Origin of the sequence: Polyangium spumosum (genome assembly GCF_009649845.1) — a bacterium.
Taxonomy (GTDB): Bacteria; Myxococcota_A; Polyangia; order Polyangiales; family Polyangiaceae; genus Polyangium; species Polyangium spumosum.
This window is the reverse complement of sequence record NZ_WJIE01000007.1, coordinates 32,188-50,363: the sequence shown is the minus strand read 5'-3', so window position 1 is coordinate 50,363 and position 18,176 is coordinate 32,188. Positions and strand designations below refer to the sequence as shown.

Here is an 18,176-nt window from a genome sequence, read left to right as displayed (position 1 = left end):
CAGTGTATCGTTGCCGAACCACGTCGCTCTCCCGGCGACAGGCACCCCGACCCCGGAGGTTCCTCCCATGGCCACGATCCTCGCTGCCCTTCGCTCCTTGCTCCCCTGCGTCGCGCTCGCCGCGACCCTCACCGGTTGCCTCGGCGGCGGTGACGAGCCCTCGTTCGGCGACGAGGACACCGAGCTCGCAGAGGGCGCGGAGCCCGATGAGACGGGCCATGACGCGGTCGTGGAGGTCGGCGAGCAACACAGCGCCGGCGTGTGCGCCAAGCGCGCCGTGTTCACGTTCGAGAGGTCGGGCGATACGATGATCGCCGCCGTCGACGGCGAGCCCGTCGCCTGGTTCACCGACGGCGCGTATACCGTGCGGATGGCCGGGCCTTCGCGCTCGTTCAGCGCGGGGAGCGTGACGGCGCCGGGCGTGGTCACGACGGCGTGGGTGCGGACGATGAGCGAGCCGTTCGACGCGGCGAGCGCCTCCGAGGCGGAGCTCGCGGCGTGGCTCGACGCCGCCCGCGGCGTCAATTGCGAGGCGGGCACGAAGGACGTCCTCGCGATCGCCTACGAGTACGTGGAGGGCGCAAAGAAGGACGCGCGCTACGCGCTCGGCGCCGATTTCCACGACTACCTCGGCCTCTCGTGGGATCCCGTCGATGCGAAGTCGATCTTGCCCGACGTCGGGCACGAGGGCTCGCTCGACTGCTCGGGCTACATGCGCCTCGTCTGGGGGAGCCGCACGAACCTCGACTTCGGCGGCGAGAGCGCGCGTATCCCGCTCTCCTTGAAGGCGGTCACCGGCCACCTGCCGCGCTCGAGCGAGGACATGTACCGGTTCGGCCCCGGCAAGCTCGTCGTCCCCTTCCGCACGCAGCCCGCGGGCGCCCCCGCGTTCCAGGGCGCGCCGACCACGACCGAGCTCGCCAGGATCCAGCCTGGAGACCTCGTCTTCTTCGACTCGGCGTGCAGCTACGTCGCCTCCACGGCCCTCGCTTGTGGCAAGGATCCCAGCGTGATCAGCCACGTCGGCATGTTCGTGGATCGCGACACGAGCGGGAACTACCGCTTCATCTCGAGCCGCGCGACGGCCAACGGCCCGACCGTGGGCAACACCGGCGGCTGGTCGGTCTTCAACGGCGGCGTCGACGGCTCGGGCTCGTACCCCCAGCGCTTCCGCGCGGCCCGGCGGCTGTAAAAGCCGAGGCCCCGAAGCCTCGGTCCCGTGAGCCATACGTGGATTTTCGGTGATCCAGGTGGATCACCGAGGTCCCAGGATCGAGGATCCGGAATCTCGTGTGCGTTCGGTCGCTGGGGCTTCCCGCGGGGGGCTCCGGGTGCCAGGCTCCCCTCGGGGACAAACGAGGGGGGGAGGCGAGGGGTGGAAGGCTTCGACGTGCTCATCGTCGGCGGGGGGCCTGCGGGGCTCGGGGCGGCGCTGATCCTGGGGCGCTGCCGCCGCAAGGTGCTCGTCTGTGACGCTGGAGCGCCTCGAAATGCGCCTTCCCGAGGGGTCCACGGGCTCCTGGGGCACGACGGCTTGCCGCCCACGGAGCTCTTGCGCAGGGGGCGCGAGGAGGCGCGGCGGTACGGCGTCGAGATCCGCGACGTCGAGGTCTGCGACGTGCGCCGCAGCGGCGAGCGATTCGAGGCCGAGCTCCGGGACGGCGGGAAGATCGAGGCGCGCAAGGTGATCCTCGCGACGGGGATGCTCGACGTCATCCCGTCCATCGAGGGGATCCTCGAATATTACGGGCGCGGCGTCTACCATTGCCCGTATTGCGACGGCTGGGAGAACCGGGACCAGCCGCTCGGCGTCCTCGGCCCGGCCCACCGCGCGATCAAGACGGCATTGCTGCTGCTCCGCTGGAGCGACGACATCATCGTGTTCACGCACGGCCCGGCCGCGCTCACGGACGACGACCGGCGCCTGCTCGAGCGATATCGCATCGGATTGCGTGAATGCCCCATCACGCGGCTCGAGGGCGACGGCGAGGAGCTCTCGCGGGTCGTGCTCGAGGATTGCGAGGTCGTGCCGCGTCGGGCGATCTTCCTGAAGACGGGCGAGGTGCCGCGCTCGGACCTGCCCACGAGGCTCGGATGCACGGTGAACGGCGACGGGACCACGGACGCTGAGTTCCACGGCAGCACGGAATCCGAGGGCGTCTTCGTGGTGGGCGACGCGTCGCCGCGGGTGCAGCTCGTCGCCGTGGCGCAGGCCGAAGGGGCGGCGGCCGCGGTCCGCATCAATGGGATCTTGCAGGAGGAGGACCTCGCTTTGCGTTAGAGCGTCGTGTTAGGGTGCGGCAATGTCCGCGTCCGCGCCCGTACCGGTCCCCGAAGTCGAGGCCGCCCCCGAAGCGCCTGCCTCCCACGCGTCGCACGAGCCTTACGTCCCCGCGTCTGCGAGCCCCCGCGAGCTCACGGTCCGCGCCGTGGCGCTCGGCGCGTTGCTCGGCATCGTCTTCGCCGCCTCGTCCGTGTACCTCGCCCTCAAGGTCGGCTTGACCGTCTCGGCGTCGATTCCGATCGCCGTCATGTCAATCACGATCTTTCGTTTCTTCGGGCGCGCGACGATCCTGGAGAACAACATCGTCCAGACGACGGGCTCGGCGGGCGAGTCGATCGCGGCGGGCGTGGCATTCACGCTGCCCTCGCTGCTGCTCATGGGCTACGACCTCGTCGCGGGCCGGGTGCTCTTGCTCTCGGTGCTCGGCGGCCTGCTCGGCGTCCTCATGATGATCCCGCTCCGGCACGGGCTCATCGTGGAGGAGCACGGGAAATTGAAATATCCCGAGGGCACGGCCTGCGCCGACGTGCTCATCGTCGGCGAGACGGGCGGCACGAACGCGAAGACCGTGTTCGCGGGCTTCGGGCTCGGCTTTTTGTACAAGCTCGTCGGCGACCCGCTGAAGCTCTTCAACATGAACCCGGCGCACCGGTTCTCGGGCTGGAAGGGCGCGAGCGTCGCGGGGGAGCTCACGCCGGAGATGCTCGGCGTCGGGTACATCATCGGCCCAAAGACGGCGAGCACGACGATGGCGGGCGGCGTCCTCGCGTACCTCGTGCTGATCCCGCTGATCGCGTTCTTCGGCGACAAGATCGACAGCCCCATTTTCCCGGCGACCACGCTCATCCGCGACATGTCGCCGAACGACATCCGCAGCCGGTACGTGCTCTACATCGGCGCGGGCGCGGTGGCGACGGGTGGCTTCATCAGCCTCGGGCGCGCGTTGCCCACGATCGTGAAGGCGTTCCGGAGCGGCCTCAAGAGCTTCCGCGCGGGCAAGGCGGCCGAGAAGCAGGCGCCGCGCACGGAGAAGGACCTGCCGTTTTCCGTCGTCGTGTATGGCCTCATCGCGCTCCTGCTCGCGATATGGCTCGCGCCGACGCTCGGGATCTCCTTGCCCACGGCGATCCTGATCATGCTCTTCGGCTTCGTGTTCGTGACCGTGTCCTCGCGGATCTGCGGGGAGATCGGATCGTCGTCGAACCCGATCTCGGGCATGACGGTGGCGACGTTGCTCATCACCTGCCTGCTCTTCCTGGCGATGGGCTGGGTGGGCGTGGATCACCGGGCGATGGCGCTGTCGACGGCGGCGATCGTGTGTATCGCGGCCTCGAACGGCGGGGCGACGAGCCAGGATCTGAAGACGGGTTATCTCGTGGGCGCGACGCCGCGCAGGCAGCAGATCGGCCTGCTCGTCGGGGTCGTGACGAGCGCGCTCGTCATCGGATACACGCTGCTCTTCCTCAATGCGTCGTACACGACGCGGGCCGCCGAGGCCTACGACGTGCCCATTCCGATGGAGTCGATCACGGCGCAGGTGGAGACGGGCCCGGACGGGAAGGAGTATCGCGTCGCGTACCAGCCTGACTCGGGCGCGGCCATTCCGCAGGGCAAATACCTGGTCGAGGCGTCGGGGAGGGTGGCCTTCGTGATCGACCCGGGCATCGGCGGCCGCGTGCCGCACGAGCCGAAGAGGCTCGCCGAGGCGAGCGCCGTGCCCGCGGGCGCGGCGAGCAAGGGCGCGATGCTCGGCCCGGATCGGAGGTCGTATACGGTCTTCGAGGTGGCCGAGGGCGGGGCCCTCGCCGCGGGGCGATACCTCGGCGAGGACGGGAAACTCGTTTATGAGCTGCGCGAGGTGAAGAAGCTCGACGCCCCGAAGGCGAGCCTGTTCGCGCTCATCATCGACGGCATCCTCACGCGCAAGCTCCCCTGGAGCCTCGTGCTCATCGGCGTGATGCTGGCCCTCGTGATGGAGCTCTGCGGCGTCGCCTCCTTGCCGTTCGCGGTCGGCGTGTACCTGCCCATCTCGACGAGCGTGCCCATTTTCGTGGGCGGGCTCGTGCGGTGGCTGGTCGATCGGAGGCGAGGGCAGGCGGGCGGCGACGAGGAGTTCAGCCCCGGCACGTTGCTCAGCTCGGGGTACATCGCCGGCGGCGCCATTGCGGGCCTCGTCGCGGCGCTCGTCGCGGGGCTCGGCATGGAGCACAGGTTCGACCTCTCCACCGTATTCACGACGTTCACGACCTCGAACCTCTCGGGCGTGGTCGCGTTCGGCGTCATCGCGGGCGCTCTCTACTGGGCTGCCATTCGTGGCAAATCGGCCGTCGGCAAGGCCGAGGGGTGAGAGGGGCGCGGGCGAGGGCCGCCGCTCGGGGGCTCTTGCCCGAGCCAGCGCAGATACTTGCGCAGGAGCGCGGCGTTCATGGGCGGGCAGGTGATGCCGCTGCCGGCGAGCGCGTGGCGCGTGCTCGTGTCGTCGTGCAGGGGCATTCCTTCGTAGAGCTCCCAGCGCGTGCGCCCTTCGTGGACCTTCTCGCCGAGCATGGGCAGGAGCGGCAAGAGCGGCGCGTCCAGCGAGCGCTCGATCGAGGCGCGCACCCGCGATAACCACGCCGCGTAAGGCAGGCGCTCGAGCGCGAAGCCCTGGCCGCGGAGGAGCTCGAAGAAGCGGCGCAGATCGATGTTCCCCGCGGCCGGCGGTACGAGGTGGTAGGCCATGCCCCGCGCGCCTCTGGAGAGGGAGATCCGCGTGATGGCGGCGCTCACGTAATCGACGGGCACGAAGTCCTTGCGCTGGCCGGCGAGGTCCGGGTAGGCGCGCGCCTGGATGCAGCCGCGGAGGAGGCGCGCGATGAAATCGTCGGCGTTCCCTGCGCCCGACGTGGCGTCGCCCATGATGAAGCCCGGCCGGAACACGGTGACCACCCCGCCCCGCGAGCGCGCCTCGGCGCAGAGCTTCTCGGCGACCCATTTGCTCTGCGAATATCCCGTGTCCCTGTCGAGATAGGGCGCGCTCTCGTCGAGATCGAAGTCCTCCCCGATCACGCGGACGGATCGGAACGAGCCGACGGGGCCGAAGACGGCGATCGTGGAGACGTGGTGCACGGGTTTGTCCGCGACGGTGAACGCGAGCCGCAGGACCTCCCGGGTGCCGAGCACGTTCGTGTCCCGGTGCGCGAGATAGGGTTTCACATAACTTATCTCCGCGCCGCTGTGATGAATGGCCTGGACCCGCGCGGCGAGGGCCTCGAAATGGCTCCGCGAGAGCCCGAGGAGGGGCTTCGCCAGATCCCCCGGCACCGGGACGATACGCGCGGCGAAGCGTGGATCCCAGAGCCCGTATTTCTCGAGGTTCGCCCGGATTCGATCGAGGCCGCTGCGGGCGTCCGCGGCGCGGACCAGGCAATAGATGTGCGCGTCCGTCTCCCGGAAGAGATCCCGCAGGAGGAAGGCCCCGAGAAATCCCGTCGCGCCGGTCAAGAAGACGTGACGCAGCGGGGCGCTCTCGTCCACGGGCCTGCCGCACGGGCGAATGTCGGGATCGAGCACCGCCTCACGCGCCCAATCGCTGGCGGGGGCGGACGCGCTCGGCGTGTCCGCCCGCTTCACCTCGTCCACGATACGCGCGAGGTCCGCGAGCCTCGGGGCATGGAAGACGTGATGCGCCGGCAGGTCGACGCCGAGCGCCTCCTGAATATGGAGCAAGAGCCTCGCCACGTGCAGGGAGTCGCCCCCGAGGTCGAAGAAGGAGTCGTCCCGTCCGATGTACTCGACACCGAAGAGGCGAGACCAGAGGAGGGCGAGCTCTGCCTCGGTCTTCGTCTCGGGCGGGGTCGGGCAGGCGGGCAGGCTCGGGGAGCTGCGCCGGTCGGGGAGTGGCAAGACGTCGCGGTCGATCTTCCCATTGGGCGTGACGGGCAGGGCGGGCAGCACCACGAAGCTCGAAGGCAGGAGGTGGGGCGGGAGCTGCTTTTCCAGATGGAGGCGCAGGCTCGCCGCGTCCGCGTCCGTGGCGGCATACGCGACGAGGCGTTTGTCGCCGGCGCCGTCCTCGCGCACCGTGACCACGGCCTCGCGCACCCACGGGCAAGCGAGCAGCGCGGCCTCGATCTCGCCGAGCTCGATGCGATACCCGTGAATCTTCACCTGACGATCGAGGCGACCCAAGAATTCGATGCTCCCGTCGGGCAGGTAATGCGCCCGATCCCCGGTCTTGTAGAGCCGCGCGCCGGGCTCGCGCGAGAAAGGATCGGGGATGAATCGCTCGGCGGTGAGCTCGGGCGCATTGACGTAGCCGGAGGCGAGCCCGTCGCCGCCCACGTAGAGCTCTCCCGCGACGAACGGCGGCAATGGCGAGAGTGCTTCGTCGAGCACGTAGGCCGTGGAGTTCGAGATGGGTTTGCCGATGGGGACGCTCTTCGCGCATTCGGGGACGTCGGTCACGAGGTGGGCCGTGGAGAACGTGGTATTCTCCGTGGGGCCATACACGTGCAGGAGCCTCTTCGGTCCGCCGGCGCGGAGCACGGCGCGGGCCCGGCTCGGCTCCAGTTGCTCGCCGCCGAACAGGAGGACGTCGAGGGTCGAGAATGCGTCCGGCGCGGCGGCCGCGAGGTGGTGAAAGAGCGCCGTGGTCAAGAACATCACGGTGATGCCCTCGCGGCGCACGGCGGCCCGGAAGGCCGAGGGCGAGACCCGCGCCTCCTGCGTCAAGACGACGAGGCGGGCGCCATGGAGCAAGGCGCCCCAGATCTCGAACGTCGACGCGTCGAAGGAGAGGTTCGAGAGCTGCGCCACGTGATCGTCGGGGCCGAGGTTCACGTAATGCGTGCCCACGACGAGACGCACGACGGCGCGGTGCGGAATGGCCACGCCTTTGGGTTTGCCCGTGGAGCCGGAGGTGAACATGATATACGCGGTGTCCCCCGCGGAGGAGGGGCGCGGCATTTCGCCCTGGCCGTCGCCGTCGTCGCCGCCTTCGTCGTCCGGGGCGAGGACGGGGCCATGAAACGAGAGGTCTTTCGCGCGCGCGGGCTCGGCGACGAGGAGCCGGACGCCGGCCTCGCGCAGCATGAGCCGCAGCCGTTCGTCCGGATAGGCTGGATCGAGGGGAACATAAGCGCCGCCCGAGAGGAGGATTCCCACGAGGCCGACGAGCAGCGGAAACGAGCGCTCCACGAAGATGCCGACCGGCACGCCCGGGCCCGCGCCCCGCCGCCGCAATCGACGCGCGAGCCCCTCGGCGCGGCGGAGGAGCTCGCCATAGGTGAGCCGGTGTCCGTCGAGCACGGCCGCGACGGCGCCAGGCGCCTCGCGCGCCCGGGCCTCGAAGAGCGCGTGCACGGTGGCGTCGCGCGGGTACTCGGTGCGCGTGTTTTCGGCGAACACGGCGGTGGAGGAGGCGCTCTGCTCGGTCCGCATTTCGAGACCCTTCCGCTGGAAGACCACATTCTTCATCCGTGATTACGCGCGAGCGCCCAGGCGATGCCGCTCTGGAGCGCCCCGCGCGTCACGATGCCGCGCAGATCGGCGCCGAGATCCACCAGCGTCCGCGCGACCTTCGGGCTCGTGCCGGTCATGACGACCTCGGCGCCGAGCAGCCGCGCGCCGCGCGCCGCGCCGACGAGCGCGTCCGCCGCCGCGGTATCCATCACCTTCACGCCCGTGATATCGAGGATGACGGTCGCCGCCTGGTGCCGGGTGATGCCATCGAGCAGCGTCTCCATGATCTGCTGGGCGCGCTCGGCGTCGATGTCGCCGATGAGCGGCATGGCGAGCACCCGGTCCGCGATGGGCAAGAGCGGCGTGCCGAGCGCGCGCAGGGCGCGTTGCTGGGCCTGGATCAGCTCTTCCTGGAGGCGCTCCCGCGCCTGCTCCGCCTCGAGTTGCGCGGTGACGTCGCGGAAAAACGCGGCCATGCCCGTGGGGGCGCCCGCGGCGTCCCGGACGACGAACGCCGAGGTTTGTCCCATCCACGTGCTGCCGTCGGGGCGCCGGACCTCGAGGGTGCCGCTCCACGTGCCCTTGCCGAGCAACTCCGGGACGACCTCCCTCGTGAGCCGATCGAGCTCCTCCGGCGAATAAAAATCGGCCAGCGAGCGGCCGACGGCGTCATGGCCGTACCCGCACATCGCCTTGAAGGACGTATTCGCGTAGACGAGGCGGTTCTCCATCGAAACGAGCGTGATTCCGTCGAGAGCATTCTCGACGAGCGCCTGCGCGGTCGTGAGGCGCTCGATGTCGCGCGCCTGCGCCTCGATCTTCAAATGCAGGATGTCCGAATCCGACGGAAACGCCATGTACAGCCCCCTGAACTGCCGAGAATGGCTCACGGTCGGCCGACGCGGCATGCGGAATATCCGGAATTCAACGTCATTGGGGAGAGGAGGGAGACCTCGACGTCCTCCTTGGAGGGTGTGCCGTGGACGAATCGGGCGCGGAACTTGCGAACCGTCCTCGCGATGTCTCCTCGAAATTCCCTCGGATCCATCCTGGTTTTGCTCCTTCTCCCCGCCTGCGTCGCCGAGACGTCCACGTCTCTCGACGAGGGCACCGAAGCCATCGACGAAGAAATCGAATTCATCGACGAAGATGTGTCCGCGCTCGCGCGACGGTGTGAGGTCGCCTCCGATTGCGCCGGCGGGCTCGGCTGCGTCGCCGGTGTCTGCTCGGCGTGCAATCGTCACGCACACTGCGCGAGCGACGTGTGCGACCTTTACCAGGGCGGCCGGTGTATCCCCGAAAAGGAGGTTCTTTATGTGGGCCGCGACAACATCTCCCATTATGAGGAGTGCGAACGCGCCACCGGCGTGAGGAGCGATCCCTTCTGCCAGATCCGGGACGCCATTCCGGCGCTCGGGGAGGGAAAGAAGGTGATCCGCGTCGCGCCCGGGTTCTACATGCCGTTTCACGTGAACGGCGGCGAGCCGTTCGCCGTCCACGGCCCGGCCGGCGAGGGCGGGATCGCCCACGTGACCGAGGAGGACGTGGGCGGGATGAGCGTACGCGGCGGCGCGCACGTCGTGCTCGACGGGCTCGAGATCGGCCGCTACTCGTATCGCTCGGGCCTGCGCTGCGAGGGCCCGGGGACGCGCCTCATCGTGCGGCGCAGCCAGATCTTCACCGACACGAGGGCGCCCCTGCACTCGAATGGATGTGACCTCTGGCTCGAGAACACCGAGGTCATCACCCGCGAGTAGGGCAAAAACCCCCTATTCGTCCGCCGCCGCCGCGAGCGGCAGGGTCACCGTGAAGGTCGTCCCCTCGCCGAGCTCGCTCGTCATTTCGATCGTGCCGCCCATCATCTCCACGAGCCGCTTCGTGATGGAGAGGCCGAGCCCGGTCCCCCCGTATTTGCGGCTCGTCGTGAGGTCGGCCTGCGTGAAGGGCTGGAAGAGCCGCGCCTGCTGTTCGGGCGACATCCCGATGCCCTCGTCCTCCACCACGAGCCGCACCCGAGGCCGGCCCGGATCCTCGGCGCGTGACGCGCGAAGGACGATACGCCCGCCCTTCGTGAATTTGGCCGCATTGCTGAGCAGGTTGTTCAGCGTCTGCACGACGCGCTTGCGATCCGCGACCATCTCGATCGGCGTGTCGGTCGTCTCGACGCGGAGCGTGTTGCCATTGCGATCCACCATCGGCTGCACCGTCGCCCGCACCTCCTCGAGCAGCGCCGAGAGGTTGAACCGCTGCGGATCGAGCACCATGCGGTTCGCCTCGATCTTCGAGAGATCGAGCACGTCGTCGACGAGCATCAAGAGCTGCTTGCCCGCCTGCCGGATCTTGCCGAGGTCCGGGACGATGGGCGTGTACCCGCCGTCCTCGGCCTCCTCCTCCAGCATCTCGCTGTAGCCGATGATCGCGTTCAGCGGCGTGCGCAGCTCGTGGCTCATGTTCGCGAGGAACTGGCTCTTCGCCTGGTTCGCCGCGCCCGCCTCCCGGGCCAGCGCCTCGGCCTCGGCGCGCGCGTGCCGGAGCGCCACCTCCGTCTTTTCGTGCTCCTTGATCTCCTGCTCGAGCTCGGTGTTTTGCCGATCGAGCTCCTCCTCGACGAGCTCGCGGCTCTCCCACGAGAGGACGAGCCACCACGCGCCCACCCCGATGAGCACCACGGTCGCCGCATAAAGCCCGGTCAGCGTCCGCCCGAGCGCGGCGCGCGCTTCGCCGTGGACGTCCGAGGCCTGGTGGAACAGGAAAAACACCATGGCCCCGGCGAAGGCCATCCCCGCATACACGGCCGCGAAGCGGAAGAGGCGCGAGGCGAGGCGCGGCGCGAGCTTGCCTTCGAGGAAGGTCGTGATCCGCCGTCGGCCCGTCGGCTTCGATTTGCAGGCGTCGTGGCAGCGGCCGTCGAGCGTGCAGCAGAGCGAGCAGATCGAGCCCTGGTAGACCGGGCAATGGGCCATGTCCTGCGGCTCGTACGCGTGCTCGCAGATGCAGCAGGCCTCGCTGCCGTGGGCCTTGTCGTTCGTGAAATGCTCGTTCGGGCGGGCGATGTAATACTTGCCCTTCGTGGCCACGGCGATGAGCGGCGAGAGCACGAACGCGAGGCCGAGGGCGATGAACGACGAATATGCCTTGCCCGCCTGGCCGAAGACGCCGGCATAACAGAGCATCGACACGACCGAGGCCGCGCCCATCGACCCGAAGCCGACCGGGTTGATGTCGTAGAGGTGCGCCCGCTTGAACTCGATGTATTTCGGCGAGAAGCCGAGCGGCTTGTTCACCACGAGATCGGCGACGATGGCCCCGATCCAGGCGATGGCCACGTTCGAATACAACGCGAGCACCTTGTCCAGGGTGTGGAACACCCCGAACACCATGAGGAGCAGCGCGATCGCCACGTTGAACACGAGCCAGACCACGCGGCCGGGGTGGCTGTGCGAGAGGCGCGAGAAGAAGTTCGACCACGCGAGCGAGCCCGCGTAGGCGTTCGTCACGTTGATCTTGAGCTGCGAGACGAGGACGAACAGGATGCCCACCCCGATCATCACGCTGCGGCTCGAGAAGACGTACTCGTAACCCGTCACGTACATCCAGATCGGCTGGAGGGCCTGCTCCACGCTCGTCCCGTGCCGGATCGCGAGCGAGGCGAGGAACGCCCCGGCGAGCTGCTTCGCGCCCCCGAGGAGGATCCAGCCCGGGCCCGCGGCGAGCAGCGCGAACCACCAGACCTTGCGGTTCGATTTCGTCTTGTCCGGCATGAACCGGAGGTAATCGACCTGCTCGCCGATCTGGACGATCAGCGAGAACGAGACGTTCGCCGCGAGCCCGAAGAGGATGGGATCGAAATGGGCGCCGCTCGGGGATTTCCCGGCGAAGCTCGTCCAGCCCTCGAGGGCCGCGGGGTCCTCCCGGAAGACGTAGACGAAGGGCAGGACCATGAGGATCAGCCATATCGGCTGGGTCCAGAGCTGGAACCGGTTGATCAGCGTCACGCCGAAGAGGACGAGCGGGATGATGCAGAGCGAGCTCACGAGGTAGCCGGCGACGAGCGGCAAACCCAGCCAGAGCTCGAGCGCCTGGGCCATGATCGAGGCCTCCAGCGCGAAGAAGATGAACGTGAACGAGGCGTAGATGAGGGAGGTGATCGTCGAGCCGATGTACCCGAACCCGGCGCCGCGGGTCAGGAGGTCCATGTCGAGGTTGTACTTCGCGGCGTAATACGTGATGGGCACGCCGGTCGCGAAGATGATGGCGCTGCAGACGAGGATGGCCCAGAAGGAGTTCGAGAACCCGTAATTGACCGCGAGCGAGCCGCCGATCGCCTCCAGCGCGAGGAACGAGATCCCCCCGAGCGCGGTGTTGGCGAGCAGGAGCGGGGACCATTTGCGGAAGGACCTCGGCGCATAACGCAGCGAGTAGTCCTCCATCGTCTCGTTGGCGACCCAGCTATTGTACTCGCGGCGCTCCCGGACGATTTGCCTGACGAGCTGCATCTTGCTTTTTCCGGAATGTCAGCGCGCGCCGCCGCGGAGCTCCGCGAGCATCCCCTGGTAGGCGCGCTCGCGCTCGCGGTGCCGGCGGAGCTCGAGGGCCATGCGGATGCGGGCCCGGAGCAATACCATGTGGAAAGGCTTGGTCACGTAATCGTCGGCGCCCCGCTCCAGCGCCGAGACCACGCCGTCGAACTCGTCGAGCGCGGAGAGGACGATCACCGGCGCGCGCCCGAGGCGACCCTCCGCCCGGAGGACGTCGAGAACCTCGATGCCATTCCGATCGGGCATGATGAGGTCGAGCAAGACGAGATCGAACTCGCGGTTGCGCAGGAGCTCGAGCGCCGCATCGCCGCCCGTCGCCTCCTCGACCTCGTGCCCCTGGCGGACGAGCCATTGACGGAGCACGTCGCGCGTGACGGAGTTGTCGTCGACCAGCAGGATGTGCCCCCGCTCGGCGGAGGGCAAAGGCGGGGCGCTCGCGTCGCCCCCCGGAGCCGCGAGCTTCGGCATCCCGCCGAGCGCGGGCGCGTGCGGCAAGCGATCGAGCGCGTATCCCGCGAGGAGATCGTTCAGCATCACGCCCGCCGCCTGGATGCGGCAGAGCGTGGGGATGAGCGCGTAATGCCCCGCGCCCTCGGCCGCGGCCACGAGGCGCGCGCAGAGGGGCGCGATGGCGGAGGCGGGCTCGGCGCACGCGTCGCCGAGGTCGCGGACGAGGCGCGGCAAGGTCGAGGCCGAGAGCTCCCCGAGCGCCTCGGCGCCGAGCCGCTCGTTCACGATCGCGAGGACGGCCGCGCCGGCGCTGCGCAAGGCCTTGAGCTCGGCCCGGATCTCCTCGGGGCCCTCCAGCGTCTCGAGGAGGTCCTCGCTGTAGCCGATCACGGCCGTCAGCGAGGTCCGCAGCTCGTGGCGCAGGTGCGCGACGAGGCGCCTGAGCTCCTCCTCGCCGAGCGGCGGACGGCTCGGGGGCAAGGCGTCGGGGCGCTCGGGCTGGGTCATGACGCCTTCCTCCCGAGCTGCGCCCGCATCTTTTCGAGCAGGCGGTCCATGTCCACGGGTTTGACGTCGTAATCGTCCGCGCCGGCCTCGAATGCGCGCGCGCGATCCTCGGGCATCGCGCGGGCCGTGAGCACGATGATCGGCACGCCGCGCGTCCGCGCGTCCGCCTTGAGCCTCCGGGTGACCTCCAGGCCGTCGATGTCCGGCAAGGTCATATCCATGAGGATCAGGTCCGGGAGCACCTCGTCGACCGAGCGCAGGCCGGACAGCCCGTCCACCGCGATACGCACGGAGAACCCCCGGCGCGTGAGGCGGCGCGAGAGCATTTCGCTGTTCATGTCGTTGTCCTCGACGATCAGGATGTCGTGCATGGCGCGGGCTCCTAGCGGCTCTTTCCGGTGGGTTTGTCGATGTGCCGCAGCGCGTATTGCAGCGCGGCCTGGAGTTTTCCGAAGGACACGATCTCGCCGAGCGCGACGTCGAGCGCGACGAGGGCGTTCGCGACGCGCGGCGACAGCCCCGACAAAAGGCAGGACGTGCCGAGCATGCCGGCGGCGCGGCTCATTTTGACGAGGTGGTCGGCGGTCTCGGCGTCCACGTCGTCGACGCCGGTGAGGTCGAGGATCACGAACGCGCTCTGCGTCGCGACGACCGATTCGAGCAAGCCGCCCATCATCTCGGAGGCCCGACGCGCGTCGAGGCCGCCCACGATGGGCAATACGAGGATCCGGTCCCAGACCTGGATCACCGGCGTGAAGAGGGCGCGGATCGTCCGCTGCTGCTCCTCGATCTTGGCGAGCTTGTCGGTGAGCTCCGCGGTCCGCTCCCGCACCTTCTCTTCGAGCTCGTCATTGGCTTGACGCAGCGCTTCCCGCGACGCCTCGAGCTCCTTCTGAAAGGACGCGAGCTTCTTGTACGCGTCCGAGAGCGAGTCGTTGACCGATTTCCAGAAGGCCTGCTGGTGCTGTGACTCCCGCTGCATTTTCCGGATTTGCCAGAACGCAGCTTCGAGCTCCTTGCCGGTGAGGACGGCGCCCTCGGGAATCTCGTTTGCTCTAAAAAATTCCTGTGCCGACCACTCGGGCATCGGTCCCCCCGCTCCTGCCCACCCCCTATCCCTCGGCGAAGATACCAGAGGTCCGCGGGGCGACCAAGCCCAACCGACGTTAACCGAGATGACGTTTTTCTGACGGTATCCCGTGGATTACGCGAGGATTGTACCGAGGAGGCAATCTGGCGTACGGCCATACCTCCGCGCCGCTTTTGCCGTGGTCGCTGCATGCACCAGGGGGCGCACCGACGCGGCGCGGCGCCGCCCGGCGACGGCCGCGGTTCATGCGTCGATCGCGACGAGGAACGCCTCGACCGGCGGCACCGCGTCGAGGATGCCGAGCTCTTTCAGTTGCTTGCCGAGCGTCTCCCAGCGCTCACGCGTCATCATCCCGAGCTTCGTCGTTTGCGCGTCCTCGATGAGCGGCTTCTGCGCCGCAGCCGCCCCGGCGAAGGTCTCGGCGTCCATCGTGGTGTTGAGCTTGCCCATCACCACATTGGCCGGGCCCGGGTCGTCGAGGTAGGCGCGAAAGCCCTCCCGCGTGGCGCGCACGAAGGCGCGGACCCGCTCCGGGTTCTCCTGCCAGAGCGCCTTGCGCGTGACGACGACCTGAGAATAAGGGTTGTACCCCTCGTCGGCGACGAGGAAGACCTTCGGCTCGGCGCCCTTCTTCCGCGCCGCGAGCGGCTCCGACGTGACGAAGCATTGCTGCGCGTACTCCTTGTCCACGAGGAACCGCGCGACGCCGCCGTCGTAAGGGACGACCTTCACCTTGTCGAAGCCATACTTTTTCTTGAGATACGCCGCGTACGCCGTGCCCGGCTCGATCGCGAGGGTGCCGCCCCGGAAGACGTCGGCCATCGTATTCGCCCCGCGCGAGGCGTGGACCATGATGCCCTGCGGGAAGGTCTGGTACGTCGCGAAGATCGGGATCACGTCGGCGCCGCGGGCGCGGGCGATGAGGACCTCGTCGCCGTTCACGACGCCGAAGTCGCTCTTTCCGCTCGCGACCATCTGCATCACGGGCACGCCCGCGCCGCCGGGCATGATCTCCACGTCGAGCCCGGCGCGCTTGAAGGCGCCCCCCTCGCGGGCCGCGTAAAACCCGCCGAACTCGGGCTCGGGCACCCAGTTGAGCGTGAGCTTGACCTTTCCGGCAGGCGCGCCGCCGCCCCCCCCGGATCCCTTGCAGCCCGCGGCCGTCGCGGCGAGCCCGAGGGAGAGGGAGAGCAGGGTGCGGCGAGAAAGCCGGGGGGGAGGCGCCATCTTCATGCGCGGCATGGATCCCACGGCGGCGATTGCGCCGCAAGATCCATCTAGCCGCCGATCAAGCGCTTCACGTGGCCGAGCAGCTCGTCCAGCGAGAATGGCTTTTGCACGAACACGTCCTCGCCGAGGTTCTCCCCTTTCACGGCCCCGCGAGCGGCGCTCATGAGGATCACGGGCAGGTCCTGCGTCGACGGCTCGGCGCGGATGGCGAGCAAGACGTCGCGGCCGTCGGCGATGGGCATCATGAGATCGGTGATGACGAGGTCGACCTTTTCGAGGCCGAGCAGGTGGAGCCCCTCGCGGCCGTCGGCGGCGTGCACGCAGCGATACCCTGCGTCCGAGAGGACGAGCACGAGGATCTCGACGATGCTGTACTCGTCGTCGATGACGAGGATCGTCTTCATGGCCTCCGCCGGCTCCGTCGGGAGGAAAATATCGAAGAGGGCCGAGGCGATCGCGCGCCGCCCGCGAGGACGGCCTCGGCGCTATCGACGGTCGCGGCGACCTCGATTCCCGTGCTCGAGATGGTGAACTCGCGCAGGCTGTGGTCGTAGCCGGTCTCGCGCACCTTCAGGATGGAGATGAGCCTGTGGAGGCGGGCTCGGTGCTCGGTGTATCGCAGGACGATGATGTTCTCGATCATCGCGGAGACACCCTCGATCGGCAGCTCGATGTCCTCGTGGAAGAGCGACATCTCCTCGCTGAACACGGTGGTGACGCCCAATCCGCGCAGCTCTTCGGTCATCGCGGTGAAGAAGTCCACGAGCCTCTCGGGGAACGTCGCCGCGCGCCTCAGGCCGTCGATCCCGTCGATGAAGAGCCGCCGCACCTTGCGCCGCCGCACGTTGTCGAGCAGCTCCTCGCCGAGCTCGTCGAGGAACCGCTCGAACGGCGGCCGCCAGCTCACGTCGATCGTTTGCTGCTCGACGAGCTCGCCGAACTTCAAGCCGATCGCGTCGGCCTTGCCGATGAGCCGCGGCGGCGTCTCGTAAAAACCGAAATAGAGCCCCTGCTGCCCGGCCCTCGCCCCGGCGGCGAGGAAGCTCAGCCCGAGCAGCGTCTTGCCGGCGCCCGGCGCGCCGAGGATCGACGTCGTCGAGCCGGAGAGCAGGCCTCCCTCGAGCATCGCGTCGAGCCGCTCGATGCCCGTCGAGTCGCGCGTACGAAGCTCGGCCGCGACGGGCGCGGTCCGCGCGACGAGCGACTCCAGGCGAGGAAATGCGACGAGCCCCGCGTCCGTGATCCGGAAGAGGTGTCGCCCTTCGAGATAACCGGAGCCGCGTAGCTTCGTGATCGCGAGCTGACGGACGGTCCGAAGCCCGACGAAGCGATAACAGAGCTCGATGACCGTATCGACCATCCCATGCTCGGGGAAGGCCCTCTCCGGGTCGCTGTTGGCGAGGAGGAGGACCGTGCAGCCGGACGCGCTGAGGAGCGTCGTGAGCTGCTGGATGTATTTCTGGAACTCCAGGGGAGAGCCGCAGACGGTGGCGATGACGGAGAACCCGTCGATCACCAGCATCGTGGCCCGGCGGTCCCGGATCTCCTTGTGTACGAGGTGGAGAAAACCCTCCGTGCCCTCGTTCATCAAATGCTGATAAGCGCTGACGATGGTCAAGGAGTCCGGGATGAAGGCGTCGTCGAAGAACACGAACGGGCGGAGATAACCGAGCATCCGTCCATGTGTCTCGGTCAGGATGGTGGCAAAGACGACCCTGCCACCCTGCCGGACGTGGTGAAACGCGATCTGCGTGCCGAGGATCGTCTTGCCGCAGCCCGAGGGGCCGAAGATCAGGACGGATGAGCCCTCGAAGAGCCCGCCGAGCGTGATGGTGTCGAGCCCTGGCACACCGGTCGTCACTCGCTTGAACGCCATCGCCCTCTTCGGCACGTAGCTGTCCCCTCCCGGCACGAGGTGGCTCGTCGTGCTGCCGGGGCGAGGTATGTAGCGAGGAGAGTGCCAGGCGCGGGTACGCTCGGAGCCTCGCTCGGCGGGCCGCTAGCGCACCTGCCTCCACATGAGCGCGAACAATCTGCTCCGCGCCGGGGCGTCGAGCTTGCCCTCCGCCGCATATTGAACCCGCCCGTCCTTGCCGATGAGGACGACGCTGCTCACGCCGCGGCGCAGGCGATACGCCCTCCGGAACGAGGCATCCCAGTCGCAATAGATGATCTGCCCGGTCTCCTGGGACTTCTTGCGCACGCTGCGCTCGGCGAAGCCGCGCAGCGGCCAGCCGCGATAATCACTCGTGTCGGCGATGGCGACGAACTGGATCTGCTTCGCCTCGGCCTTCGTATCCGCCGCGCGGTTGAGCTCGTCCTTCAGCGCTTTGTTTTGCGCCGACGACCTGCGATCCTCGTAGAGGATGAGCGTCGGCTTGGCCCGCGGAAAGGAGAGGTCCATGACGCGTCCGTCCGGATCCTCGACGACGACCCGCCGCACGGCCTGGCCCACGCTCGGGAGGGCCATCGCCGCGCCCGAGGGGATCACGAGGAGCAGGGAGAGGGTGATCAGGAAGAGCCGGAGCTTGCGGACGAACGTCTGTTGCATGGGCGAACCTCCTCGCCTCGATCGTCTGGGGGACGCGGGGCGTAGCACCCACGGGTACAGGAGGCATGCCGAGGAGGGCGGTCT

General features: G+C 68.5%; 14 protein-coding genes. 4 read left to right on the top strand and 10 right to left on the bottom strand.

Going from position 1 to position 18,176, the window contains the following annotated elements:
• The first annotated feature begins 67 nt into the window (after window positions 1-67).
• The 3 genes from GF068_RS24455 to GF068_RS24445 all read left to right on the top strand — a co-directional run bounded on the left by GF068_RS24455 (window position 68) and on the right by GF068_RS24445 (window position 4,631).
• The gene (locus tag GF068_RS24455; RefSeq protein WP_153821875.1) at window positions 68-1,192 is read left to right on the top strand and encodes an NlpC/P60 family protein; all 1,125 of its coding nucleotides are present in this window, start codon (window positions 68-70) and stop codon (window positions 1,190-1,192) included.
• A gap of 183 nt (window positions 1,193-1,375) precedes the next feature.
• A complete protein-coding gene (locus GF068_RS24450) occupies window positions 1,376-2,281 on the top strand; it encodes an NAD(P)/FAD-dependent oxidoreductase (protein ID WP_338046552.1) in 906 nt (301 codons plus the stop codon).
• A gap of 22 nt (window positions 2,282-2,303) precedes the next feature.
• Complete coding sequence (locus GF068_RS24445; protein WP_153821874.1) at window positions 2,304-4,631, top strand: OPT family oligopeptide transporter; 2,328 nt, start codon at window positions 2,304-2,306, stop codon at window positions 4,629-4,631.
• Here the strand turns inward: GF068_RS24445 and GF068_RS24440 are convergent.
• Both GF068_RS24440 and GF068_RS44340 read right to left on the bottom strand, forming a co-directional pair.
• Window positions 4,580-7,705, bottom strand: coding sequence for a non-ribosomal peptide synthetase family protein (locus GF068_RS24440; RefSeq protein ID WP_170319644.1), 3,126 nt, complete (start codon window positions 7,703-7,705; stop codon window positions 4,580-4,582). The two genes, GF068_RS24445 and GF068_RS24440, sit on opposite strands and share 52 nt — an antisense overlap.
• A gap of 32 nt (window positions 7,706-7,737) precedes the next feature.
• Window positions 7,738-8,583, bottom strand: a complete 846-nt coding sequence (locus GF068_RS44340) for an STAS domain-containing protein (protein WP_206079536.1) — start codon at window positions 8,581-8,583, stop codon at window positions 7,738-7,740.
• A 162-nt stretch (window positions 8,584-8,745) separates the two neighbouring features.
• Here GF068_RS44340 and GF068_RS44335 point away from each other — a divergent pair, with 162 nt between their 5' ends.
• Entirely contained in the window at window positions 8,746-9,483 is a 738-nt protein-coding gene (locus GF068_RS44335) for a hypothetical protein (RefSeq protein ID WP_206079535.1), read from the top strand.
• A 12-nt stretch (window positions 9,484-9,495) separates the two neighbouring features.
• Here GF068_RS44335 and GF068_RS24425 read toward each other — a convergent pair whose 3' ends face one another.
• From GF068_RS24425 to GF068_RS24390, 8 genes are all read right to left on the bottom strand, one after another.
• Complete coding sequence (locus GF068_RS24425; RefSeq protein ID WP_153821870.1) at window positions 9,496-12,222, bottom strand: ATP-binding protein; 2,727 nt, start codon at window positions 12,220-12,222, stop codon at window positions 9,496-9,498.
• Window positions 12,223-12,240: 18 nt separating this feature from the next.
• Window positions 12,241-13,221, bottom strand: a complete 981-nt coding sequence (locus tag GF068_RS24420) for a response regulator (protein WP_153821869.1) — start codon at window positions 13,219-13,221, stop codon at window positions 12,241-12,243.
• Complete coding sequence (locus GF068_RS24415) at window positions 13,218-13,592, bottom strand: response regulator (protein ID WP_153821868.1); 375 nt, start codon at window positions 13,590-13,592, stop codon at window positions 13,218-13,220. The genes GF068_RS24420 and GF068_RS24415 overlap by 4 nt, the downstream gene beginning before the upstream one ends.
• A gap of 11 nt (window positions 13,593-13,603) precedes the next feature.
• Window positions 13,604-14,308: an STAS domain-containing protein gene (locus tag GF068_RS24410; RefSeq protein WP_153821867.1), complete on the bottom strand. Its 705-nt coding sequence runs from the start codon at window positions 14,306-14,308 to the stop codon at window positions 13,604-13,606.
• Window positions 14,309-14,554: 246 nt separating this feature from the next.
• Complete coding sequence (locus GF068_RS24405; RefSeq protein WP_206079534.1) at window positions 14,555-15,544, bottom strand: ABC transporter substrate-binding protein; 990 nt, start codon at window positions 15,542-15,544, stop codon at window positions 14,555-14,557.
• 44 nt (window positions 15,545-15,588) lie between these two features.
• A complete protein-coding gene (locus GF068_RS24400) occupies window positions 15,589-15,945 on the bottom strand; it encodes a response regulator transcription factor (protein WP_153821866.1) in 357 nt (118 codons plus the stop codon).
• Entirely contained in the window at window positions 15,942-17,417 is a 1,476-nt protein-coding gene (locus tag GF068_RS24395) for an ATPase domain-containing protein (RefSeq protein WP_153821865.1), read from the bottom strand. Before GF068_RS24395 ends, GF068_RS24400 begins: the two co-directional genes overlap by 4 nt.
• A gap of 123 nt (window positions 17,418-17,540) precedes the next feature.
• Complete coding sequence (locus GF068_RS24390) at window positions 17,541-18,092, bottom strand: YtfJ family protein (RefSeq protein ID WP_153821864.1); 552 nt, start codon at window positions 18,090-18,092, stop codon at window positions 17,541-17,543.
• Window positions 18,093-18,176: the final 84 nt, after the last annotated feature.